Source organism: Rhizobium moroccans, from assembly GCF_057559155.1.
In genome coordinates this window covers 118,549-142,078 of sequence record NZ_JBHFJG010000036.1, presented here as the reverse complement: position 1 = coordinate 142,078, position 23,530 = coordinate 118,549, and the positions used below count along the sequence as shown (strand labels likewise).

The 23,530-nt window shown below is 61.6% G+C and carries 22 protein-coding genes; 15 read left to right on the top strand and 7 right to left on the bottom strand.

The annotated features are described in order from the left end of the window. The first annotated feature begins 90 nt into the window (after positions 1 to 90). The 7 genes from ACE04I_RS17510 (at position 91) to argE (ending at position 6,528) form a co-directional block, all read left to right on the top strand. Positions 91 to 1,341, top strand: a complete 1,251-nt coding sequence (locus ACE04I_RS17510) for a flavin-containing monooxygenase (protein WP_046796872.1) — start codon at positions 91 to 93, stop codon at positions 1,339 to 1,341. Between the two features lie 82 nt (positions 1,342 to 1,423). Then, positions 1,424 to 2,449 (top strand): NAD(P)H-quinone oxidoreductase, encoded by a 1,026-nt coding sequence (locus tag ACE04I_RS17505; RefSeq protein ID WP_046796873.1) that lies wholly within the window; start codon positions 1,424 to 1,426, stop codon positions 2,447 to 2,449. A 5-nt stretch (positions 2,450 to 2,454) separates the two neighbouring features. Then, on the top strand, positions 2,455 to 3,081 hold the full coding sequence (locus ACE04I_RS17500) for a glutathione S-transferase (RefSeq protein ID WP_487207411.1): 627 nt from the start codon (positions 2,455 to 2,457) through the stop codon (positions 3,079 to 3,081). Between the two features lie 104 nt (positions 3,082 to 3,185). Beyond that, positions 3,186 to 3,599 (top strand): RidA family protein, encoded by a 414-nt coding sequence (locus tag ACE04I_RS17495; RefSeq protein ID WP_046796875.1) that lies wholly within the window; start codon positions 3,186 to 3,188, stop codon positions 3,597 to 3,599. A 50-nt stretch (positions 3,600 to 3,649) separates the two neighbouring features. Further along, complete coding sequence (locus ACE04I_RS17490; RefSeq protein WP_046796876.1) at positions 3,650 to 4,324, top strand: DUF1028 domain-containing protein; 675 nt, start codon at positions 3,650 to 3,652, stop codon at positions 4,322 to 4,324. A 36-nt stretch (positions 4,325 to 4,360) separates the two neighbouring features. Beyond that, positions 4,361 to 5,299 (top strand): LysR family transcriptional regulator, encoded by a 939-nt coding sequence (locus ACE04I_RS17485; protein WP_046796877.1) that lies wholly within the window; start codon positions 4,361 to 4,363, stop codon positions 5,297 to 5,299. A gap of 62 nt (positions 5,300 to 5,361) precedes the next feature. Then, positions 5,362 to 6,528, top strand: a complete 1,167-nt coding sequence (gene argE, locus ACE04I_RS17480) for an acetylornithine deacetylase (RefSeq protein WP_046796878.1) — start codon at positions 5,362 to 5,364, stop codon at positions 6,526 to 6,528. A gap of 249 nt (positions 6,529 to 6,777) precedes the next feature. Here the strand turns inward: argE and ACE04I_RS17475 are convergent, their stop codons facing one another. The 3 genes from ACE04I_RS17475 to ACE04I_RS17465 form a co-directional block, all read right to left on the bottom strand. After that, positions 6,778 to 8,994 (bottom strand): xanthine dehydrogenase family protein molybdopterin-binding subunit, encoded by a 2,217-nt coding sequence (locus tag ACE04I_RS17475; protein ID WP_046796879.1) that lies wholly within the window; start codon positions 8,992 to 8,994, stop codon positions 6,778 to 6,780. A gap of 3 nt (positions 8,995 to 8,997) precedes the next feature. Continuing rightward, the gene (locus ACE04I_RS17470) at positions 8,998 to 9,456 is read right to left on the bottom strand and encodes a (2Fe-2S)-binding protein (RefSeq protein WP_046796880.1); all 459 of its coding nucleotides are present in this window, start codon (positions 9,454 to 9,456) and stop codon (positions 8,998 to 9,000) included. A 251-nt stretch (positions 9,457 to 9,707) separates the two neighbouring features. After that, positions 9,708 to 10,649 (bottom strand): AraC family transcriptional regulator, encoded by a 942-nt coding sequence (locus ACE04I_RS17465; RefSeq protein ID WP_487207391.1) that lies wholly within the window; start codon positions 10,647 to 10,649, stop codon positions 9,708 to 9,710. 243 nt (positions 10,650 to 10,892) lie between these two features. On the opposite strand from ACE04I_RS17465, the gene ACE04I_RS17460 reads away from it, so the two are divergent. The 7 genes from ACE04I_RS17460 (at position 10,893) to ACE04I_RS17430 (ending at position 18,655) form a co-directional block, all read left to right on the top strand. Next, complete coding sequence (locus ACE04I_RS17460; RefSeq protein ID WP_052760497.1) at positions 10,893 to 11,270, top strand: c-type cytochrome; 378 nt, start codon at positions 10,893 to 10,895, stop codon at positions 11,268 to 11,270. Positions 11,271 to 11,860: 590 nt separating this feature from the next. After that, complete coding sequence (locus ACE04I_RS17455) at positions 11,861 to 13,465, top strand: ABC transporter substrate-binding protein (protein ID WP_046796883.1); 1,605 nt, start codon at positions 11,861 to 11,863, stop codon at positions 13,463 to 13,465. 70 nt (positions 13,466 to 13,535) lie between these two features. After that, entirely contained in the window at positions 13,536 to 14,498 is a 963-nt protein-coding gene (locus ACE04I_RS17450; RefSeq protein WP_046796884.1) for an ABC transporter permease, read from the top strand. 3 nt (positions 14,499 to 14,501) lie between these two features. Further along, positions 14,502 to 15,407, top strand: coding sequence for an ABC transporter permease (locus ACE04I_RS17445; protein ID WP_487207390.1), 906 nt, complete (start codon positions 14,502 to 14,504; stop codon positions 15,405 to 15,407). Continuing rightward, complete coding sequence (locus ACE04I_RS17440; RefSeq protein ID WP_487207389.1) at positions 15,394 to 16,443, top strand: ABC transporter ATP-binding protein; 1,050 nt, start codon at positions 15,394 to 15,396, stop codon at positions 16,441 to 16,443. The genes ACE04I_RS17445 and ACE04I_RS17440 overlap by 14 nt, the downstream gene beginning before the upstream one ends. Next, a complete protein-coding gene (locus ACE04I_RS17435; protein WP_046796886.1) occupies positions 16,440 to 17,453 on the top strand; it encodes an ABC transporter ATP-binding protein in 1,014 nt (337 codons plus the stop codon). Before ACE04I_RS17440 ends, ACE04I_RS17435 begins: the two co-directional genes overlap by 4 nt. A 20-nt stretch (positions 17,454 to 17,473) precedes the next feature. Continuing rightward, positions 17,474 to 18,655 (top strand): amidase, encoded by a 1,182-nt coding sequence (locus ACE04I_RS17430; RefSeq protein ID WP_046796887.1) that lies wholly within the window; start codon positions 17,474 to 17,476, stop codon positions 18,653 to 18,655. On the opposite strand, the gene ACE04I_RS17425 is transcribed toward ACE04I_RS17430, so the two are convergent. Then, positions 18,643 to 19,299, bottom strand: coding sequence for an aspartate/glutamate racemase family protein (locus ACE04I_RS17425; protein WP_046796888.1), 657 nt, complete (start codon positions 19,297 to 19,299; stop codon positions 18,643 to 18,645). The genes ACE04I_RS17430 and ACE04I_RS17425 overlap by 13 nt on opposite strands. A gap of 37 nt (positions 19,300 to 19,336) precedes the next feature. Here ACE04I_RS17425 and ACE04I_RS17420 point away from each other — a divergent pair, with 37 nt between their 5' ends. Continuing rightward, entirely contained in the window at positions 19,337 to 19,825 is a 489-nt protein-coding gene (locus ACE04I_RS17420; RefSeq protein ID WP_487207388.1) for a RidA family protein, read from the top strand. Positions 19,826 to 20,373: 548 nt separating this feature from the next. On the opposite strand, the gene ACE04I_RS17415 is transcribed toward ACE04I_RS17420, so the two are convergent. From ACE04I_RS17415 to ACE04I_RS17405, 3 genes are all read right to left on the bottom strand, one after another. Further along, positions 20,374 to 21,309 carry a pirin family protein gene (locus tag ACE04I_RS17415; RefSeq protein ID WP_487207387.1) on the bottom strand — a complete coding sequence of 312 codons (936 nt, stop codon included), beginning with the start codon at positions 21,307 to 21,309 and terminating at the stop codon, positions 20,374 to 20,376. Between the two features lie 166 nt (positions 21,310 to 21,475). Next, positions 21,476 to 22,351, bottom strand: coding sequence for a LysR family transcriptional regulator (locus tag ACE04I_RS17410; protein WP_046796891.1), 876 nt, complete (start codon positions 22,349 to 22,351; stop codon positions 21,476 to 21,478). A 38-nt stretch (positions 22,352 to 22,389) separates the two neighbouring features. After that, complete coding sequence (locus tag ACE04I_RS17405; RefSeq protein WP_046796892.1) at positions 22,390 to 23,421, bottom strand: LLM class flavin-dependent oxidoreductase; 1,032 nt, start codon at positions 23,419 to 23,421, stop codon at positions 22,390 to 22,392. Positions 23,422 to 23,530 lie beyond the last annotated feature (109 nt).

The window sequence follows — 23,530 nt, the reverse complement described above, 5'->3', positions numbered from 1 at the left end:
TCTGCGGGAGACGTCTGATCAGCCAGTCCCGCTCCCCCTGAAGCAAGGGGCACCCCGTCTGATCGCACTGCCCAAATCTAGGAAATGAAGATGACAATCGAAAAGATAGATACGCTCGTCGTCGGCGCCGGTCAGTCCGGGATCGCCATGAGCGAACACCTGAAGGACTGCGGCGTCCCGCACATCGTTCTTGAGCGGAACCGGGTGGCCGAGCAGTGGCGGTCGGGCCGTTGGGACTCTCTCGTTGCCAATGGGCCGGCTTGGCACGACCGTTTTCCGAACCTCGAATTCGACGACGTTTCGCCCGACACCTTTCCGCCCAAGGAAAGAATGGCGCGCTACTTCGAAGACTACGCGAACATGATCGGCGCCCCAATTCGCACGGGCGTCGAGGTCAAACGTGTCCAGCGCAACGAGGGACGCCCCGGCTTCCTCGTCACCACGTCCGAGGGCCTGATCGAAGCGCAGCGGGTGGTGGCCGCCACCGGTCCGTTCCAGGTGCCGCAATATCCCGACATCGTTCCGGCCGAAGCCGGGATCGAGCAGCTCCATTCCTCCGCCTACAAGAACCCGGGGCAATTGGTCGACGGTGCCATCCTCGTCGTCGGCGGCGGTGCCTCCGGTTCGCAGATTGCCGAGGAATTGCAGCGCGCCGGCCGCAAGGTCTATCTGTCGATCGGCGAGCACTACCGCCCGCCCCGCTCGTACCGCGCGCGCGATTACGTCTGGTGGCTGGGCGTCCTCGGCAAGTGGGACGAGATCAAGACGATTGCCAAGAAGAAGCACGTGGCCTTCGCCGTCAGCGGTTACGACGGCGGCAAGACTGTCGATTTCCGCCGTCTGGCCGAAAGAGGGGTCACGGTTCTTGGCATGACCAGCGGCTACGGCGACGGAATATTGAACATCAACAACGACCTCGCGGATAACATTGCCGAGGGGGATCGGGCCTATCTGGATGTGCTGCGTGAGGCCGACGCCTATGTCGAGCGCAACGGCATCGACCTGCCGCTGGAGCCGGAAGCCTGGGATATCGCGCCGAACCCCGACTGCATCGCCAATCCGATCCTGCAGCTCAATCTGGCCGAGGCCGGGATCAAGACGATCATCTGGGCAACCGGCTTCAAGTTCGATTTCAGCTGGCTGGATGTCGATGCTTTCCACGAGGACGGCACGCCGTTCCACAAGCGCGGGATCTCGGCGGAAAGGGGTATCTATTTCCTTGGCCTTCCCGAACTGACCAACCGTGCGTCATCCTTCATCTATGGCTGCTGGTACGACGCGAAATACATCGCCACCCACATCGTGGTGCAGCGAAATTACGCTGCCTACGAAAAGGAATAGTCGGTTTTCAACGAAGCTCGATCGGGGGGCGCTGTCTCCGCCCGAGCGTCTCAACGCTTACACTTTTCGGAAGAGCTGACCTATGACTGCCGAGGCTGCCGCCATCCCGCGAACCATGACCGCCGTAATCGCCGAAGCCCATGGCGGACCTGAGGTTCTGACATGCGTGCAGCGCGACGTTCCACGCCCGGCCATTGGTGAAGTGCTGATCGCCGTTGCTGCGGCCGGCATCAACCGACCCGACATCATGCAGCGATCCGGCGCCTTGCCCGCGCCGGCCGGCGCGTCCGACATTTTCGGACTGGAGGTGGCGGGACGCGTGGTGGCCTGTGGCGAGGGCGTGGCTCCCAATTTGATTGGGAGCGACGTCATGGCGCTGGTCAAGGCGGGTGGCTATGCGACGCATGTCTGTGCCCGCGCCGACCATTGCCTGCCGATCCCTGTGGGACTTTCCCTGGTCGAGGCCGCGGCTCTTCCGGAGGGGCTGTTTACCATCTGGCACAACCTCTTCGACCGGGGTGCGCTCCGCTCCGGGAACGTCCTGCTCATCGAGGGCGGCGCGTCGGGCATCGGCACGCTGGCGCTGCAGCTGGCAAAAGTCGTCGGCGCAAGCGTGATCACGACTGCAGGCGGGCCCGAAAAATGCGCAAGGCTCGCCACGATGGGCGTCTCGGCGATCGACTACCGCGAACCCGGCCAGGACGAACGCATCCTTGCGCTGACCCAAGGTCGAGGCGTCGACGTCGTTCTCGACATCCTCGGCGGCGAGGCCGTCAACCGGCATCTGACGCTGATGGCGCCGGGCGGGCGTCATGTGGGCCTGTCGTTCATGACCGGTGCTGTGGCCAGCATCGATCTCGGGTTGCTGATGCGCAAGGGGCTCTGGCTGACATCCTCGACGCTGCGGCCCAAGCCGGATGAGGAAAAAGCAGGCATCGTCCAGGATATCGTCCGGCATCTGCTGCCGCATATGGGCGCCGCAGGTGTCCGTCCCGTCATCTCTTCCATTCTGCCGCTCGCGCAAGCCGCCGAGGCGCATCGCCTGCTCGAGAGCGGTTCGAATTTCGGCAAGATCGTCCTGCAGATAGCAGAGGAAACGGAAGCATGATCCGCATATCGCTCTACTGGGGCTCGGCCTCGCCCTTTGTGCGTAAGGTCATGGTGTGCGCACACGAGCTCGACCTCGCCGATAGGATCGACATCCTCGACAGCGCCGCAAACCCGATCGAACGCGACACCCGTATCCAGGCGTTCAATCCGCTGGCCAAGGTGCCTGCCGCCAGCACGTCGGACGGAACGACGCTGTATGACAGCCGGGTCATCTGCGAATACATGGATGCTCTCGCGGCCGAAGAGGGCGGAGGTTCGACGCTCCGCCTGTTCCCCACCGCGGGCCCTGCCCGCTGGAGCGCCTTGCGGCGCCAGGCGCTGGCCGACGGGCTGCTCGATGCCGCGCTGCTGGTGCGCTACGAGACCCTGCTAAGGCCGGAGCCGCTGCGCTGGTCGCAATGGGTCGACAAGCAGGGCGAAAAGATATCGGATGCACTGGATGCGATGCTCTCCGACATCCCCGACCCGGAGACTGTGGATATTGGCAGCATCGCCTATGCTTGCGCGCTCGGGTGGCTCGATTTCCGCTTTCCCGATCTCGACTGGCGCAACGGCCGCCAGCCGCTTGCCGCCTGGCACTCCGCCTATGACGATCGCTTCGCCATGATCGCGACGCGCCCGTGGGCATGAGGACTGCCACATCCGCTCCGCCGGCACGGCATCCCGCTGTCGGCCATCCTTAACCACAACCGTGCTGCGGCCGAGAGCACAGCTCAAACAAACAAAGGTACCAAATGGCCCATATCCGTCACCGCAAATTCAACACTCGCGAAACCTATCCCGAGCAGAAGCTCGACAACGATCTGGCGCAGGCGGTGGTCGCCCGCGGAACGACCATCTTCCTGCGAGGCCAGTGCCCGCAGGACCTGGATACTGCAAAGAACATCGACAGTCATGACCCGGTCGAACAGACCCATAAGGTGATGCAGAACATCCGCCAGCTGGTCGAGGAATGCGGCGGCAGGATGGAGCATGTAACCAAACTCGTGGTCTACCTCACCGACGTGCGTCACCGCGAAGCCGTCTATCGCACCATGGGCGACTATATCCGCGGCGTGCACCCGGTCTGCACCGGTCTGGTGGTCGTGGCGCTGGCCCGTCCCGAATGGCTGGTCGAAATCGACGCGACCGCCGTCATTCCTGATTGATCGCCTCGCCTGAACCAACCCGCCCGTAGCAAACGCATCGAGGATAGAACATGACCTTTTCCATCGTTGGCCACTGCCCCGAAACGGGGATGTTCGGTCTCGCCATCTCCTCCTCCTCCCCTGCCGTGGCGGCCCGTTGCGCCTTTGCCCGGGCGGGTGTCGGGGCCGTTTCAACGCAAAACGTCACCGATCCGCGCCTGGGGCCGAAAACGCTGGACCTTATGGAGCGTGGAGCCACGCCTGGCGAGGCACTGGCGATCCTTGAGCGGACCGGCGAGCATATGGCCTGGCGCCAGGTGCTCGCAGTCGGGCGCACCGGCGAAAGCGCGATCTATTCCGGCTCCCATGTGCTCGGCCTGTGGAGCGAGGCGCAGGACGTGGACGTGGCTGCGGCGGGCAACCTGCTTGCCGATACCGCCGTCCCGGAGGCAATGGTCACCACATTTCGCAGCACTAAAGGTGGACTGGGCGGTCGACTGATGGCGGCGCTTGCCGCGGGTCTGACTGCCGGCGGCGAGGCAGGCCCCGTGCATTCGGCTGGCCTGCTGATGGTGGACCGGCAAAGCTGGCCGATTGCCGAACTGCGTATCGACTGGACCATGGGATGCCCGATTGACGCTCTCACCGAAGCATGGAAGGTCTTCGAACCGCAGATGAACGCCTATGTGACGCGCGCGCTCGACCCACGCAGCGCCCCCTCCTACGGTGTGCCGGGCGACGAGTGACCGCAGCGGCCGACAGCTAGAGGATATGAAAGCACTATGCCGCTTCGATTCACGCTTCGACAGCTCGAGTATTTCATCGCCGTTGGCGAAGCGGGCAGTATCGCCACGGCCGCCGACAGGAAGAACGTCTCCGCGCCATCGATGTCCTCCGCCATCGCCCAGCTGGAGTCGGGATTCGGGGTACAGCTTTTCACCCGCCGCCATGCCCAGGGCTCCGTGCTAACACCGACGGGCGAGCGGTTCATGGAACAGGCGCGCGTGGTTCTGGAAGAGGCCGCCCGGCTGAACGAGCTGGCGACGGTCTTCACCGGCATGATCCGGGGATCGTTGCGCGTCGGCTGCATGCGAACCTTCGTCCAGACCATCATTCCGCAGCTCCGGCGCAGCTTCGAAGACAAGTACGAGAACGTCGACTTTTCGCAGCAGGAGCTCGATCAGGCGCAGATTTTCGAGGCTTTGGGGCAAGGGCGGATAGACGTCGCCCTCACCTACGATCTGGCGCTGCCGAGCGATATCGCTTTCAAGCCGCTGCACGCGCTGCCGCCCTTCGTGCTGATATTCCCCGACCATCCGCTGGCGCGCCGCGACCGGCTGCGGCCGGAGGATCTGCTGGATCACCCGATGGTGCTTCTAGACTTGCCCCATAGCGCCGAATATTTCATGTCCCATTTCCGCCACCTGGGGCAGCGCCCGCGCATCTCGGAGCGCACCGTGGAGGTGGCCGTCCAGCGAAGCCTGGTTGCCTCCGGATACGGTTTCGGCATCACCAACCTGCGCACGATTTCGACAGAATCCCTCGATGGCCGGCCTCTGAAATTCATTCCGCTCGAAAGCGACGTCCAGCCGCTTCAACTGGGGCTTGCCATGTCCCGGGTCGCGCATGTGTCGCGCACCATCCAGGCCTTCATCGATCACTGCCACGAAGCGGCCGACGACGGCGGTCTGCCGGGCATCGTGATCTCTCCCAAGGCGTAATGGTAGACACGCCACCGTCGCTGGAGTCACGGCTCCCCGCCCACAATCCGGATACCAAGCCAATGGCACCTGAAATATCCGAAATCCTGTCCCGACTGATCGGCTTCCCGACTATCTCCCGGCAATCAAACCTGGAGCTTCTCGACTATGTCGAGAGCCTGCTCGTGCCGGCCGGCATTACCGTGCGCCGGTTTTCTCATGCCGATGGCAGCCGGGCCAACCTGTGGGCGACTGTCGGGCCCGAGATCGATGGCGGCATCATCCTGTCCGGGCACAGCGACGTGGTCCCTGTTGCCGGCCAGGGCTGGAGCTCCGATCCCTTCGTCCTGCGACAGGACGAAGGGCGCTGGTATGGCCGCGGCGCCGTCGACATGAAAGGTTTTGTCGCCGCCGCCATCCATGCGATGCTGAATGCGGCGGGACGAAACTTGCAAAAGCCGCTGCACCTTGCGCTGTCCTATGACGAGGAAGTGGGATGCCTCGGCGTGAGGGGCATGATCGAAAGCCTTGCCCAGGAGCCGCTGCGCCCGGCCCTCTGCCTGATCGGCGAACCGACCGGGATGCGCATTGCTACAGGCCACAAGGGCAAGACGGCCCTCAGGGCCTGCTGCCAGGGGCAGGAAGGGCATTCGGCCCTCGCCCCGAAAGCGCTCAATGCCCTTCATCTCGGCGCCGCCTTCCTGCAGAGATTGCAGATCCGCCAAGAGGAACTCGCTTCAAACGGTGCACAGGACCCGGCCTACGCCATCCCCTACACCACAATCCATGCCGGTATCATGCGGGGCGGCGAAGCGCTGAACATCGTGCCCGGATCCTGCGAGATCGATTTCGAGATTCGCCATATCGCCGCGGATGATCCTTCAGCTATCCTGTCGAACCTCCTCCGCGATGCCGAGACCATCGTCGCTCCTCATCGCGATCGTTTCGCCGGAGCGGCGATCAGGATTGAGACGCTGTCGGGCTACCCCGGCCTTGATACGCCCGAGGACAGTCCGACGGTAAGGCTCGTGGCGTCGCTTCTGGACACCAACCTGCCGACGATCAAGGTGGCGTATGGCACCGAGGGCGGTCTTTTCGCTGAAGGTCTCGATATCCCGGTGCTGATCTGCGGGCCCGGCGAGATGACGCAGGGGCACAAGCCCGACGAATATGTCGAGATTTCCCAAATCGAAAAATGCGAGCGCTTTCTCGAACGCATCGTCGATGTTCTGGGACGGAGGCACACCTAACTCAGCCTACGGTATCCGCCTACTCGCCACGACTTCAGTCACCGCGATCGCCCCATTAAATCACCGAGCACTCACGCGATGTCAGAACTTCACGTTCAGGAAGGTTTTACGGCGTGGTCCCGGGCGTCCGAGGCGATCTGTCCCTGGTAGGTGATACCGAGCGCGACGGCGAAATCAAGCCCCGCCGCGTCTCTCGCGCTTGTCACGCGGAAATGTGCCCGGCCGACAAAATCGACCGCGCACGGGAGATTACGCGTTGAGCGACTTTGCGAAAGGCAGCACACGTATCCGTTTGCCGAGTGCCTTGTAGGCAGCGTTGGCGATTGCGGGTCCGACGGGCGGAACGCCGGGCTCGCCGATGCCGGTCGGCGGATTGGCCGAAGCGAGGATATGGACCTCCACCCTCGGCATGGCGTCGATCCTAAGCGGCGTATAGAGATCAAAATTCCCTTGATCGACCTGGCCATTCGTCAAAGTGATCTCTTCGCTCAGGATGGCGCCAAGTCCGAAGCCGATGCCGCCCTCGACCTGGGAGCGGACCTGATCCGGGTTGATGGCCAGACCGCAATCCACCGCGGAGACGATACGCTCCACCTTGATCTGGCCGTTCCCGTCGTTCGACACTTCCGCGACATGCGCTACGACCGAGCCGAAGCTTTCGGCAACGGCGACGCCCCGGAAGCGACCTTCCTGCAGAGGCTTGTCCCACTCCGCCTTTTCCGCCGCCAGCCTGAGGACGGCGGCGTGACGCGATTCCGGCTCGAGCATGGACAATCGGAATTCGACCGGGTCGCGCCCGGCCGCCTCGGCTACCTCGTCAAGGAAGGCCTCGGCTGCAAAGGCTGTATGCGTCGAGCCGACCGAACGCCACCACAGAACCGGGACGCCGAATTCCGTGGTTGTCAGGCCGACAGTCTGGTTGGGTATGGCATAGGGCAGATTGTTCGCGCCTTCGATGGAGGTGGGATCGACTCCATTCTGGATCATTCCCGCAAAGGCGGTGTTCGCCATGATGGACTGGCCGACGACATGATTGCTCCACGCAACGAGCTTTCCATTCGCGTCGATACCGGCCTTGATGCCGTGTACATAAGCGGGACGGTAGCGGCCGGCGCGCATGTCATTTTCGCGCGTCCACTGCACTTTCACGGGCGCGCGGAAGCCGAGAGCCTTTGCGACATACACTGACTCCACGACCACGTCCCCGTCGAACACGGCACGCCGGCCGAAGCTTCCGCCCGTTTTCATGACATGCAGGATCACCTTGTCGGGGGCGATTCCGGCAATTTCGCCGGCGAGTGCCTGGTATGTGTCCGGAAACTGGTGCCCGCCCCAGATTTCGAGCGTGCCATCGGCGTTCATGCGGGAGACGGAATTCAGCGGCTCCATCGGAGCATGGGCCAGATAGGGAAACTCGAAATTTGCCTCCATCACCTTGGCAGCCGTTGCGAATGCGGCGTCGGCATCACCGTCCTTGCGGGCAATCGCTGCCGGAGGCTTGCTCGCGAGGTCGCGATAGATCGACATCTGCTCGGGCGTGCCGCGTTTTTCCGCCGCTGATTCGTCCCACTCGACGGTAACGGCATCACGCCCCTTGAGCGCCGTCCACATGTTCTCGCCGACGACCGCGACACCGCGCGGTGTTTCGACGACGTCGACGACGCCCTTGATGGCGCGGGCTGCCGAGGCGTCGAAGGATTTGACCCTGGCGCCGAACAGCGGCGGATGGATCATCACTGCCGTCAGCATGCCCGGCAGTTTCACGTCGATCGTATATTGCTCTGTTCCGTTCGCCTTGCGGGCGCTGTCGAAGCGCTTCAGACCGGCATTGCCGATGAGTTTCCAATCGCCCGGCTGCTTGAGCGTCACGTCGGTCGGCACCGGCAGAGTCGCCGCCTTGGCTGCAAACGTGCCGAAACCACTGCTTTTACCGGACGGGTGCGAGAGAATGCCGTTCTCGACGGTGATCTCCGTTGCAGGCACGCCCCATTCGGAGGCTGCGGCGGCGATCAACATGGAGCGGGCGGCAGCCCCTGCCCTGCGATAGCGTTCCCATGAAGTAGCCATCGAGGTGGAACCGCCTGTTCCCTGCAACGCGCCGCCGAAAGCGATGTTGCCATAGGCTTTTACATCGCCCGCCACGCCTTTGACGTCGATGGTTGCCCAGTCCGCTTCAAGTTCTTCGGCAACGAGGGTGGCGATACCATTGTAGGAACCCTGGCCCATTTCGAACTGCGACGAGAGGACAGTTACCTTGCCATCTGCATCGATCGTTACATAGGGCGAAAAGGCATGCGCCTCGTTTGCTGCCGCTGTCTCGCTGGCAGCAGCCGGCGACGCGGATAGCAGGCGATAGCCGACCGCAAGGCCGGTACCGGCCGCGATTGCGCCGATAAGGAATTGCCGGCGGGAGGCCTGCACCTTTGCGGTGGGAATGATGGCGGATTGCATCAGTTTCGGGATCATGTCTCAGGCCTCCAGACGCTTCGCGGACTCGTGAATACCGGCGCGGATTCGCTGGTATGTGGCGCATCGACAGAGATTGCCTGCCATTGCTGCGTCGATGTCCTCGTCCGTGGGCTTTGGATTGTTCGTGAGCAGATCCGTCACCGACATGATCTGTCCGGACTGACAGTACCCGCATTGCGGAACATCTAGATCGGTCCAGACGGCCTGTACGGTTTCTGCAACCTTGCCGCTGATCCCCTCGATGGTCGTTACCTGTGCCCCTTCTATCTCGCCGACGAAGGTCTGACAGGACCGCACCGGCGTTCCGTCCAGATAGACGGTGCAGGCACCACACTGTGCCATGCCACAGCCAAATTTCGTGCCGGTCAGTCCGACCAAGTCGCGTATGACCCAGAGAAGCGGCATATCCGCATCGGCTTCCACCGTATGTTCGGTGCCGTTGATCGTTACAGTCACCATGAACTCTTCTCCTATGTTGGGGCGCGCGACCCGGGCATACCGTCCCGGATATGTGGCCGGGCATGCGGCTTGAGACCCGCGGCCGTTCGCCAGATTTCCTCGTCAGCTTAGAGGTCCAACCGGAAAAGAAGTAGGATCAATCCTGCCGGATTATTGCCCATTCCTGTCGACTTGCTGAGAACGCGTTCACCGGCTTTGCCGAAGCAATTCGTTCGAGCGCGTTTTCGACGCCGTGGTCGGCATGCGGAGAGCTAACCGACTGAATTGGGTCTGCCCGATTCATCGGAGTTCAGGATCGCTCTGATGTCACGCAGAGGTGGATGGCCGAATGCTCGTCTATACTCCCGGCTGAACTGCGTCGGGCTCTCGTAACCGACACGGAGTGCGGCCGTCGTCGCGTCGAGTGATTGCGCAAGCATCAGTTCCCGCGCGTGATGCAGGCGCAGGTGCTTCTGGAACTGTAGAGGGCTCATGGCTGTCATCGCACGAAAATGCCGATGCAGGGTGGAAACCCCCATATTTGCTATCTCCGCCAGTTCTTCGACACGCAGTGGTCGCGTATAATTCTCCTTCAGCCACGCAATGGCTTTTGCCACGCGGTTGCTGTTCGTGCCGGCAAGTGCAAAGCGTCTCAGGCGCGCACCTTGCTCACTTGTGAGAAGTCGATAGAGAATCTCGTTATGGATATGGGTGGAAAAGAACGGGATGTCTCCCGGCGAATTCGCAAGGGAAATCAGCCGTGAAAGCGCATCGAGCATTTCCGGCGTGGAGACGCCGACGACGACGCCGAGGTCACGCTCCGGCACCTCGGTCGGTGGATCGTAGTCGGCGATGATCCGCCGCAACTTCTCCAGATCAAGCCGGATGGTGGCTGCGATATAGGGCTCGCCCTCGCTTACCGCGCAGATCTGTCCAGACATAGGCAGGCCGATGGTCGTCAGGAAGAAGCTGGATTCGTCGTAAACGAGCGTTTCGTTGCCAACCTTTACGCGTTTGCTTCCCTTGATGATAAGCGACAGGCTCGGTTCGTAGATGGTCGAAAAGGGACCGGGCGGTTCCTCGATACGATAGAGCGTAAGTCCCGGCACTGCATGCTCGAAGTTCATGCCGTCCCAACGGAGAAGCGCGAGGCCATCCAAAATACGTTGGCGTATGCTCGCCGATTCCTCGCGCAGATCCCGTTTTAGAGACATCGTCCTGCTCATTTTCTTTGATTGACCAGAGTGTCGTCTACTGCGATTTGGTCCGGGTATCTTCTCAAGTTATTTTGATATCGGCAGGATCGGGCAATAATCACGCAGGATTGAGCTATCGCCTCGGATTGATTGTCATTACCTCCTAAGTGCGGGTTCCAGGTCGATCGAGACCATTGTGCAACGTGGTTTGCCACGTAGGCCGACGCGTAGAGTAGAAAGGGCATTCAATCCATGAATAGAATGAAGCTGGTCGCCTCTTGCGCCCTCGTCAGTTTGGCGCTCTGTCCCACATTTGCCGCTGCTGAAGGCGACTCAGCCCGCGGAGAAACGCTCTTTTCCCGTTGCAGCGGCTGCCACACGGTAAACGGTCAAAATCGGGCCGGCCCGTCGCTTGCGGGTGTCCTGGGTCGCAAGGCTGGCTCAGTTGAAGGAGCGCGGTATTCGAAAGCACTCTCTCAATCGGAGCTGGTTTGGAACGAGGAAAATCTCGATGCCTATCTGGCGGCCCCCGCGATGCTTGTCCGCGGCACGACAATGACCATGCGGATCACCAATGAGCAGGACCGGCAGGATATAATCGCATATCTGAAGTCTCTCGGCCCCGGCGCTGAGCAGTAAGCTCCTCGACGGATCAACTTCGTGGAGCTGAGATTTTGCCCTCGGCCTAGAATCGGGTGATCACGCAGTCACAGCCCGCTTGTGGGCAACGATTTCGTCGTGGGTCAGCTTGACACGGCCGCCGCGAATGGCGCCTGGGGTCAGCCTCTTGCGCCGTGTCGTTCCTGAATCTGCGTTCGACCAAAGTTTAGCGTCGCCCGCACTCGCCCTCGGGCCGGATCCGCGCGCTGTGGGGAGCTTTGACGCTGCGTCACTCACCGTATCCGACGCTATTTCTCAGCGTGATAGCAATATGCCTGGCCGTTAGCAGATTGCTGTTGAGAAGCACCGGTTGTCGATTGGCTGGCCGGCAGGCTCCGCATTCTTCCGCGCCGTATGCTGATTTAGTCGAACCTGGAAGATCAAATTATATACAATTTCAATTTTGCCCAAAAATTAAGCAATTGGCGAGTTGAACAATTCATGGCCCTCAGCTCGCTTCCTCAATTTTCGCAACTGCTTTGGCAATTCTCGTCTGGCATGGCGCTTGCTTCGATGTCGACACAGGGACGCAAGCCTCCCTTCCGTGTTTGATATTCAGGAGTTCAATGATGGTTTCAGCGATCCTTCGAAAAGCCCTCCTCGCCGCTGCCGCAGCTACTTTTCTCGCCACCTCGGCTTTCGCGGGCGGGACATTGCGGATCGGCATGACGGCCGCGGATATTCCACTGACGACCGGCCAGACCGATCAGGGTGGCGAAGGGCAGCGCTTTATGGGCTACACGGTCTACGACTCCCTTATCGAATGGGACCTGACCAGCGCCGACAAGCCCTCTCAGCTCCTTCCGGGATTAGCCGAGGAATGGAGCGCCGATCCGAGCGATCAGACCAAATGGACTTTCAAGATACGCAAGGGTGTGAAGTTTCATGACGGCAGCGAATTCACGGCGGAAGTCGCCGTCTGGAACCTCGACAAGCTTCTGAAGGCGGACAGCGAGCAATACGACCCGCGCCAGGCTGCGCAGGGCAAGTCGCGCATTCCCGCTGTTGCCTCCTACCGAGCCATCGATGACTACACGCTTGAAATCACGACCAAAGAGCCGGATGCAACCCTCACTTATCAGCTTTCCTGGATCACCATGTCTTCCAAGGCCAATTGGGAGGCGAAGGGCAAGAACTGGGAAGAAGTCGCGAAGGCACCCTCGGGCACCGGCCCTTGGAAGCTTGCAAGCTTCGTGCCGCGCGAGCGCGCCGAATTCATCCCCAATCCCGATTACTGGGACAAGACCCGCGTGCCGAAGCTCGACAGTATGGTGCTGATCCCATTGCCCGAGCCCAACGCCCGCTCTGCAGCCCTGATGTCCGGCCAGGTCGACTGGATCGAGGCGCCTGCTCCCGACACGATTTCGGCAATCGAGGCGAATGGCTTCAAGGTCGTCTCCAACGCCTACCCGCATAACTGGACCTGGCATCTATCGCGGCTTGAAGGCTCGCCATGGAATGACATCCGCGTGCGCAAGGCAGCAAACCTCGCCATCGACCGGGATTCCATGAAGGAACTGCTTGGCGGGCTCATGGTCCCGGCCAAAGGCTTCTTCCCGCCGTCGAGCCAATGGTTCGGCAACCCTACCTTCGAGGTGAAATATGATCTGGAAGCCGCGCAGGCGCTGATGAAAGAGGCCGGCTATGGGCCGGACAACCGCCTCAAAGTCAAGGCGCTGATCTCGCCTTCCGGCTCCGGTCAGATGTTGCCATTGCCAATGAACGAGTTCATCCAGCAGAGCCTTGCGGAAGTCTATATCGATGTCGAGTTCATGGTCGTCGAATGGAACCAGATGATCAATCTGTGGCGCGCAGGCGCCGCGGACAAGAGCGTCGAAGGCTCGCAATCGATCAATTTCACGTACTTCATCCAGGATCCTTTCACAGGCTTTATCCGTCACCTCGGCTGTGATCTGACGGCACCGAACGGCACCAATTGGGGCCATTATTGCGATCCCGACATGGAGGCGCTGTTCAAGGAGATTCGCACCACTTTCGATGCGGAAAAGCAGGATGAAGTGATGCGACGTACGCATGAGAAATTCGTCAACGACGCCCTCTTCCTGATGGTGACGCATGACGTCGCTCCCCGCGCCATGAGCCCGAAGGTCAAGGGCTACGTCCAGGCGCAAAACTGGTTCCAGAATTTCTCCAGCATCACCATGGAGGAATGAGGCTTCTTTGCCTCTGCCCGGCAGGGCAGCGGCTCCGGGGATCATAACCGTCGAAAAGAACGCAGAGCCTATGCTGATCTATCTCCTGCGCCGTCTCCTCTATATCGTGCCTGTCGCCATTGGCGTCAGTATCATCTGTTTCCTGCTCGTGCACATCGCCCCTGGCGATCCACTGACATCCATCATGGCGGTCGACGCGACCCAGGAGGAGCAGGCAGCGATGCGCGCGGCCTACGGTCTCGACAAGCCGTTGCCCGTCCAATACGGCATCTGGATCGGCAAGGCCGTCACCGGGGATCTCGGAGAATCCATCGCGACAGGGCGCCCGGTGGTGGGAGAGGTTTTCAATGCGGTACGCAACTCGTTGCTGCTTGCGGTAGCCGCAAGCTTCGTCGCCTTTCCGGTCGGTCTCATTCTCGGCTTTCTGGCCGGCTATTTCCGCGATACCGTCGTTGATAAGGCGATCACCGCGGTGGCGATCACCGGTGTATCCTTGCCAAACTACTGGCTCGGCATTGTCCTTGTCATCGTTTTCTCGGTAACACTTGGTTGGCTGCCGGCCATGGGCGCCGGCCCCGGCAGCTCCGGCGGTTCCGCCGACTGGGCATGGGACTGGGCGCATATCCGCCATCTCGTCCTGCCTGCGATCACGCTGTCGGTGGTGCCGATCGGCATCGTAGCGCGCACGGTGCGGGCGCTGGTCGGCGAGATTTTTTCCATGGATTTCGTCCAGGCACTTTATGCCAAAGGGCTCAACCAAGGTGCCGTCCTGCGTCATGTCGTGCGCAACGCCGCTCCCACTGCCCTGTCCGTCATGGGCATCCAGCTTGGCTATCTTCTCGGCGGCTCGATCCTCATCGAAACCGTATTCAACTGGCCGGGGTCGGGCTTTCTCCTGTCAAACGCCATCTTCCAGCGCGATCTGCCGCTGCTGCAGGGCACGATCCTCGTGCTCGCCCTGTTCTTCATCTTCGCCAATCTCATCGTGGATGTCGCTCAAGCCGCAATCGACCCGCGCATCAAGAGGAGCTGAGCCATGGCATCCGCCATTTCTCCATCGGCGGCATCGTCGCCGTCCGAGATCACCGCTACCGCGGCGAAGACGCGGAGCTACTGGTCGAATGTGCTGCGCCGTTTCCTTAAGGACAGGATCGCCGTTGCCTGCGCCGTCATTCTCCTTCTCCTGATCCTCGCCGCCATCTTCGCCCCCTGGCTCGATCTCGCAGACCCCTATCGAGGTAGCATGATCAAGCGGCTTCGGCCTATCGGCACGGAGGGACTTCCGCTCGGTTCCGACGAACAGGGCCGCGACATGCTCGCCCGCCTCATCTATGGCGGCCGGCTGACGCTGCTCATCGGGCTCTTGCCGGTGGTGTTCGCCTTTTTCATCGCCACGGTTCTCGGCGTGGCGGCTGGTTATGTCGGTGGGTGGGTGAACACGATTATCATGCGCACCGTCGACATCTTCTTCGCCTTCCCCTCCGTTCTTCTGGCGATCGCCATTTCCGGTGCGCTCGGCGCAGGCATCGTCAACAGCCTTGTCTCTCTCACCATCGTCTTCATCCCGCCGATTACGCGGGTTGCCGAGAGCGTGACCTCGAGCGTGCGCTCGCTCGACTATATCGATGCGGCGCGCGCCTCCGGCGGCAATGCATTTACCATCGTCCGCGTGCATGTGCTCGGCAATGTGCTCGGCCCCATCTTCGTCTATGCTACGAGCCTTACCAGCGTGTGCATGATCCTTGCCGCAGGGCTTTCCTTCCTCGGCATCGGCGTCAAGCCGCCCCAGCCGGAATGGGGGCTGATGCTCAATACGTTGCGCACCGCCATCTATGTAAACCCGATCGTTACCGCCCTGCCCGGCGTGATGATCTTCATTACGTCGCTCTGTCTCAACCTTCTGAGTGATGGGCTGAGGAGTGCCATGAATGTCAAAGACTGAAGTCCTTCCCCACCCGGCGGATCGCGGCGGTCCGCGACAGCCGCTCATTCTTGCCCAGAACCTGAAGAAGCATTTTCCGGTCCGCTCCGGCCTCCTCAACCGGCAGACGGCTACCGTCCATGCCGTCGATGGCGTCTCCTTCGAAGTGCGTAAGGGCGAGACACTCGGCATCGTCGGAGAATCGGGCTGCGGGAAATCGACCACCGCCCGCCTCCTGATCGGGCTGACGGAGCTCGATGACGGCTCCGTCATCTTCGACGGTGATATTCTGGGCTCGGACATCTCGCTCAAGGAAATGCGCCGCTCGGTGCAGATGGTCTTTCAGGATTCCTATGCCTCTCTCAATCCGCGCCTCACCATCGCGGATTCGATCGCCTTCGGACCGAAAGTGCAGGGGCTTTCCGATCCAAAAGACCGGGCACGCGACCTGATGGCGCGGGTGGGGCTCGATCCCAACCGTTTCGCTCATCGCTATCCGCATGAGCTTTCCGGCGGCCAGCGCCAGCGCGTCAATATCGCGCGCGCGCTTGCCATGTCTCCGCGCCTCGTCATTCTCGATGAGGCGGTCTCGGCGCTCGACAAATCGGTCGAGGCACAGGTGCTCAATCTTTTGACTGAGCTGCGCAAGGAATTCGGCCTCACCTATGTCTTCATCAGCCATGATTTGAACGTGGTGCGCTATATTTCCGACCGCGTGCTGGTCATGTATCTCGGGGAAGTCGTGGAGGTCGGGCCGGTCGAAGCCATCTATGCGAAGCAGGCTCACCCCTATACCGTCTCGCTTTTCGCGGCGATGCCTTCCATGGACCCCGACAATCGCACGGAAGAGCCGCCACTGGCCGGTGACCCGCCCAATCCGATCGATCCGCCTTCGGGCTGTCGTTTCCACACCCGCTGCCGGTTTGCCGAGCATGTGTGCCGCGATAAGCCCCCCACGCTTGCGACTTTCGGTGAAAATCCCGATCATCTCGCCGCCTGCCATCTGCGGGATCCGTCTTCCGGCCATTCACTTGCAGGCAAGGAGGTCGCAGCATGAGCGAAGCTCCCTTGCTCGAGATCGAGAACCTGCATGTCCGCTTCAATGGCGAGCGGACCGTCCATGCCATCAATGGGCTCAATCTGCGCCTGCAGGAAGGAGAGATGCTGGGTTTGCTGGGTGAATCCGGTTCGGGCAAGAGTGTAACGCTCAAGACGCTCCTGCGCCTTCTGCCACCCAAGCGAGCGGAGATCGACGGCACGATCCGCGTCAACGGCACGGATATCATGACGCTTTCCGGCGCGCGGCTTTCGGCCTATCGCGGTGGCGATGTCTCCATGGTGTTTCAGGAGCCGGCATTGGCGCTCGATCCGGTCTATACGATCGGCGACCAGATCGCCGAGACGGTCATGCGTCACAAGAGCGTCGGCCGTGCCGAAGCACGCGAGGTGGCGCTCGATATGCTGACGCGGGTGCGTATTCCTTCACCGGAGCGGCGGCTCAAGAACTATCCGCACGAGATGTCGGGCGGAATGCGCCAGCGTGCCATGATCGCGCTGGCACTGGCCTGCCGCCCCAAGCTGCTGCTCGCCGACGAGCCGACCACGGCGCTCGATGCCACGGTGCAGATACAGATCCTCCTGCTCCTGCGTGAACTTCAGCGCGAGTTCGGCATGAGCATTATTTTCGTCACCCACGACATCGGCGTTGCGGTGGAAATCTCCGATCGCGTGGCGGTGATGTATGCCGGCAATGTCGTCGAATCCGGCAGCACCCGCGATATCATCAAGGATGCGCGCCATCCCTATACCCGCGGTCTTCTCGCGGCGAACCTGCATGGCGTCGACCGCGGTACGCGGCTTGATGCCATTGCGGGCTCGCCGCCCTCGCTGGAAACGAAGCCGGATGTCTGTTCTTTCGCGCCGCGGTGTACGGAAGCGCAGCCGCAATGTCTGAGGGCGCTGCCGCCCTTCTTTGCCCCCAGCCCCGGCCGGCAGGTGGCCTGCAATCTCGAAGAGGGGCACTCACCCGCCTCAAATGGCCTTACCGCCGCGCCGGCGATCGCTTGATAACTCCATACGGGAATTCCATGCTTCTTGAACACGACCCGGTCCACGCCTTCATGCCCTACCCGCCTGTGGCGGTCGCCTCCTCCCCTGAGGGGGCGCTTGCCGGATTGACGCTTGCCGTCAAGGATCTTTTCGATGTCGCCGGATACCGCACCGGCTGCGGTTGCCCAACCAAGCTCGCCGAAAGCGATATCAAGACCAAAACCGCGCCTGTCGTACAGAAGCTTCTCGATGCAGGCGCCCGATTTGTCGGCAAAACCCATACCGATGAGCTTGCCTGGTCGCTTTACGGGATGAACGTGCATTTCGGCACACCCATCAATGCCGCGGCACCCGATCGGATACCGGGCGGTTCCTCCTCCGGCTCGGCTGCCGCGGTCGCCGCCGGACTTGCCGATATCGGCTTGGGGACCGATACGGGCGGATCCGTCCGCGCGCCCTCCAGTTTCTGCGGGCTATGGGGCATCCGCCCAACCCACGCTCGCATTTCGCTCGAGGGCTGCATGGAGCTTGCGGCGAGCTTCGATACCTGCGGCTTTTTCGCTCGCGATGCGAAAACCCTTGCCGAGACCGGCGCCGTCGTATTTGGGAACGATCGGATCGAACTGCCGGAAACCCCGCGTCTCATCCGGCCCGTCGACATGGTGGCCCGCCTCGGCGAAGAGCAGAAAGCCGTTTACGACTCCTTTTTTGGTGATCTTTCTGCTCAGGAAGCAAGGATTTACCCCGCAGGCGGCGCTGATGCCCTTTATGAGGCCTATCGTATCCTGCAGGCATATGACGCCAAGCAATCCGTCGTTCCCTGGATCGAAAAGAGCGGCATGCCGCTTGCCCGCGGTATCGACGAGCGCTTCGCCCAGGCCCGATCCATCAGCGCCGCCGAAGCTGAAGGACCAAATGCCCTGCGCGCTGCTTTCCGTGACAAAATGGATGACATGCTCGGCACGGACGGCGTCCTGCTGGCGCCGGTAGTGCATGATGCGCCCTTCCGGCTCGACGCACCGCAGGAAGTCTTCGACGGCTTTCGCCACCTTGCGATGCCGTTTCTATGTGTGGCGGGCATGACCGGACTTCCGCAAGTGGTCTTTCCAGCAGGCAAGGTCGATGGCGCGCCGTACGGGCTTTCCATTATCGGCCCGCGCGGCTCCGACCGTTCGCTCATCGGATTTGCCGCAAGGCTCGCCGGGTATCAACACGGATGAAGCATGGCGGCAATGCGCCGGGCGGCAGCCGGAACCGGCTCGATGATCGGCACCGCATGGCGCCTTCCCAGATCGCGCGCAGCCATGGCCAGAGGTCCGCCACCGATGATGACGGCCTCCGCACCGGCCCGAATTGCCGCCTCCACCGTCAGGCTAAGCTCTTCCTTCAGTCTTGCGGGATCAGCGATAACCGCAAAGGGATCACCGGGGGTAAAGAAGGAGCCTATGAACCGGCTGGAAAGCCCCGTCTTTTCGACCCGTTCCGCGATGGCCCGCTCAAGGGCAGGTGTCGTCGTGGCGACTGCGAAACTGCGTCCGGCCGCACCCGCTTCATGGAAGCTTGCCTCACCGATCCCGCAGACTGGAACGGTGCCGAGACGACGCGCCTCATCGAGGCCCGGATCACCGAAAGCCGCGATGATCGCGCCATCGAAGACCGTCCCCTCGGCAATCTCACCCGCGAGAATGGCGGAGACGGCGCGCGCACCGATCACAAGCGCCTGCGGTTCGACGATCATGCTCTCCCCGAAGGGGGCCGTCCTGCCCGCGAAGTGGTGATCGGGCATGGCGGAAGCGGCGATCGCGACCATTGCCTCGGTGGTTTCCCGATTGCTGTTCGGATTGATAAGGAGAATACGAGACATGCTGCCCGAAAAAACGATAGGATGAAAAGGCACTATCATGGCTGACCAGACCGATCAAACGCTCGCACGGCTCGCCGAGCTCGGCCTTTCTCTGCCGGAAAGCTCGCCGTCCCGCGCCAATTTCCTTCCTTACAAGCGGAGCGGCAATCTGCTCTTCCTTGCCGGGCAGATCTGCGAATGGAACGGCAATCCGCGCTATTTCGGTCCGGTCGCGCCGGACTACGACCTCGCTGCTGCGAAGAAGGCAGCTGAGATGTGCGCTCTGAACCTTCTCTTCAACATTCGGGCCGCCGCAGGCTCCCTCGATTGCCTGGCGGAGGTCCTGAGGCTCGGCGCATTCGTTGCCGCGCCGGCGGGCTTCCCTGACGGCCCGAAAATCGCCGACGGCGCATCCGAACTCTTCATCGCCCTTTACGGCGATCGCGGACGCCACGCACGAACGGCAGTCTGCGTCTCAAGCCTCCCCGCCAACGCGCTGGTGGAAGTGGATGCCATCGTGGAGTTGAGGGATAAAGTGTGCCGCTGAAGACATAAATCTTCATCGTGCGGCGCTGGCGAGGCATCAGCGTTGCATAGGACGGCTTGTTCAAAGCGACCGCTCCAGTCAAGCCGCCTGCAACGCCTTCTGAACGGCCTTTGGCGCACGGTTGATAACTTGAAGATAAGCCTGAACCGGCCCGCGAACTCTTCCTGCATCATGTCGAGGTTGGCGTGGATCGCCTTCACGTCGATCCGTTCGGGAACATTGACGCGATAGGCGTTCGCGGTGGCCCTGCCTTCGACATAGGCCACCGCCTGCTCAAGCCCACGACGGATGCTTCGGCAACATTGCTCATGGCTTTCTCCTCTTGAACCTGTCCATAAGCACCATGGTCAACTGCCAGAAGCCGTTCTTGGCATAGGCGGTAAGCGCAAAGAGCGGCATATCGGTGTCGTGTTAGAAATAGATCACCCGCGCGCCACCGCACTTGCCCCCACCAGTCCCCAGAGGGACCGTGGAGCGGCGGCGCAACCCGCCGCGCAATAGCGCCTGACCTCAAAGGGCGTGCTGACATGCTAATTCCCCGCGCCCCATCACTCTGGAAGCGGGATGTGCTCATCCCGGTCATCGATCGGAAGATCGAAGCGCCCCGCGCCCCAGTTCTGTGCCCGCCATTCAGCCTTGGCTTCCTCGATCCGCTCCCTGGATGAGGCGACGAAGTTCCACCAGATGTAGCGTGGGCCGGAAAGTGTCGCCCCGCCTAAGATCATCAGCCGCGCGCCTTTTTCCCCGGCTGCGACCGTGATCCTGTCGCCAGGACGAAACACCATCATCTGGGCTGCTTCGAACTCCCGGCCGGCGATCGAGATCGAGCCTTCGACAATGTAGATGCCCCGGTCCTCATGATCGTCCGGCATCGGCAGCCGAGCGCCTGCTTCAAGCCTGACATCGGCATAGAATGTTTCGGAAAACATGGTCGCGGGAGCGAACTTGCCATAGGCGTTCCCGAGAATGAGCCTCACCGACACACCATGATCCTCGATCATCGGCAGCGTCTCCTTGCCGTGGTGTTCGAACATCGGCGCGATGTCCTCGTGGGCTTCCGGCAAGGCCAGCCAGGTCTGGATCCCGAACAAGCCGTTCGGCCCTGTCCGCGCTGCTGCGGATGTCCGCTCGGAATGGGAAACACCTCGCCCAGCAACCATCCAGTTCAACTCACCGGGACGGATGATCTGGTCAGCCCCGGTGCTGTCGCGGTGGTGAAAGTCACCGCGATACAGATAGGTGACCGTGCCAAGACCGATATGGGGGTGCGGCCGAACATCGATGCCCTGGCCGGTCAACAGCTCGGCAGGGCCAGCCTGGTCGAAGAAGATGAATGGTCCCACCATCTGCTGCTTCGGCGCCGGCAGGGCGCGCCGAACCTCGAAGCCGCCAAGGTCGCGAGAGCGCGGCACGATAAGGGTTTGGATCGAATCGATGCCGACCTCGTCAGGACAGCCTGGTTCGATTGCAGGGTTCCAACTCATGCGCCTTCACCTCATCCGTTTGGCGATCTCCTGCCTGCGTGGAGCGCAGGGGTCGCTGCATGGCCCCAAGTGACTAACGGGTGAGCGCCTCCGCGACTAGTTGCGCGGCGCGGTGAACTGTGTCGCAAAAGGCGGAACGCGCAGTCGATGTGTCAACACGCAGACCCTACAAAAGCGGGCTTCTTTCGAATGATCCGATCAGGAACTCGGAGAGGATGCGTACTTTTCGCGCGGGGTGCGGGCTGGATGGCCGCACGACGTAGACCCCACCGACAGGCAGCGGAAAGCGGGTCATGACTGGAACGAGTGCGCCGGACGCAAGATATTCATGGGTAACACAATCGGGAAGCCACGCTATACCAAGCCCTGCTGCGGCCGCGCTGGCGAGCGCCGCGCCGTTGTCGGAACTGAAGCGCCCCTGCGGCTGCACAGTGACGACCTTGTCGCCATCCATAAACCGCCACGCCTCGGCACCAATCAGGGCTTGATGAGCGACGATTTCGTCCGGCGTTTCAGGCGAACCATGCGCTCTGATATAGTCCGGGCTCGCTACCAGCTTGCCGTAAATCTGACCGACGCGTCTTGCAATCAGGTTCGAGTCGCGCAAGGCCCCGACCCGGATCGCGCAATCATAGCCATCCGCAATCAGATCGACGAAGCGATCGCTATAGTCGGCATGGATCTGAAGCCGCGGGTGGTGGCGTGCCATCTCCGCAAGCACGGGTGCAAAGTGTATCGGGCCCGATGTTAACGGGACGGCCACCCGCAGGCGCCCGCGAAGATCACCAGCAGGCGAGATCGTTTCCCGCGCAAGGTCGATCTCGGCACAAATCCTGGCGGCATGTTCTCGAAACGTAGTCCCAGCTTCCGTGAGACCGGCGCCACGGGTCGTTCTTGCAAGAAGTTGGATGCCGAACGCTTCCTCAATCCGGATGAGGCGCCGACTGACCATTGACTTGGAGACCCCCAGTCGACGTGCCGCGGGAGAAACGCCCCCGGCATCGGCAACTTCGACGAAAGACCGTAGATCCTCGATATCCATTCGGCGTTCCCCGCTTTGCGATACGGCCTGGCCTTCAGCTATCGCGCTGCCCTCACGATTGGCGCGACTTCAGTGCCAAGAAGTTCGATCGATCTCTTCATCGCTGCCGTGTCGAGAGAGGCTGTGCTCATCTGGAAGGTGATGCGAGAGACGCCGCCAAGCGTTTCACTGGCCTGCAGCATCTTGGCTGCGACCGTCTGCGGATCGCCGACCAGGAATACGCCCTCCGGACCTGCCATGGCTTCGAACTGCTGGCGCGACGGGGGCGACCAGCCGCGCTCTCGACCGATCTTCGAGGTGAGATGCGCCCAGCCGGGAAAGAAAGCGTCCTTCGCTGCAGTGTCGGTCTCGCCGACAAAACCCATTGCGTGAACGCCGATCTTGAGCACTTCGGGGCTATGCCCCGCGCGGCTGCCAGCTTCGCGATAGAGATCGACAAGCGGACGGAAGCGCTCGAAGCTGCCGCCGATGATTGCGATCATCAGCGGCAGGCCAAGCGCACCGGCGCGAACGAAGGATTGCGGCGTTCCACCCACCCCGATCCATATCGGGAGCCGTGATTGATGAGGACGCGGGAAAACACCTTGCCCCCTGAGCGGTGGGCGAAAACGACCTTCCCAGTTGATGCTCGTCGTCTCGCCAAGCTTGAGAAACAGATCGAGCTTCTCCGCAAAAAGGTCGTCATAATCCCGCGTATCCAGGCCGAAGAGCGGGTAGGCCTCAACGAACGAACCTCGGCCGACAACCATTTCCGCGCGGCCCTTAGAGATCAGATCGAGCGTTGCGAATTCTTGAAAAACCCGCACCGGGTCGGCGGCGCTCAGAACGGTCACCGCGCTGGTCAACCTGATCCGGTTGGTCCGGGCCGCTGCCGCAGCCAGAATGACAGTCGGTGCGGAGTCGAGAAACTCCCCGCGATGATGCTCGCCTATGCCGAACACATCGAGCCCGACGCGGTCCGCGACGACGACCTCCTCGATGAGCTCGGCCATGCGCTCGGTCGCCGAAGGAAGCTTGCCTGTCGCCGGATCCGGGAGGATAGCTGCGAAACTGTCGATACCGATTTCCATTTTTGGCTCCTGGATATTTGCCAGTTTACGCCGGTGACTGACGCTGGAAATTCATCATGCGCACAATCAAGCGGGTGCTTCAGATACTTCGACCTGTCATGAAAAAGGG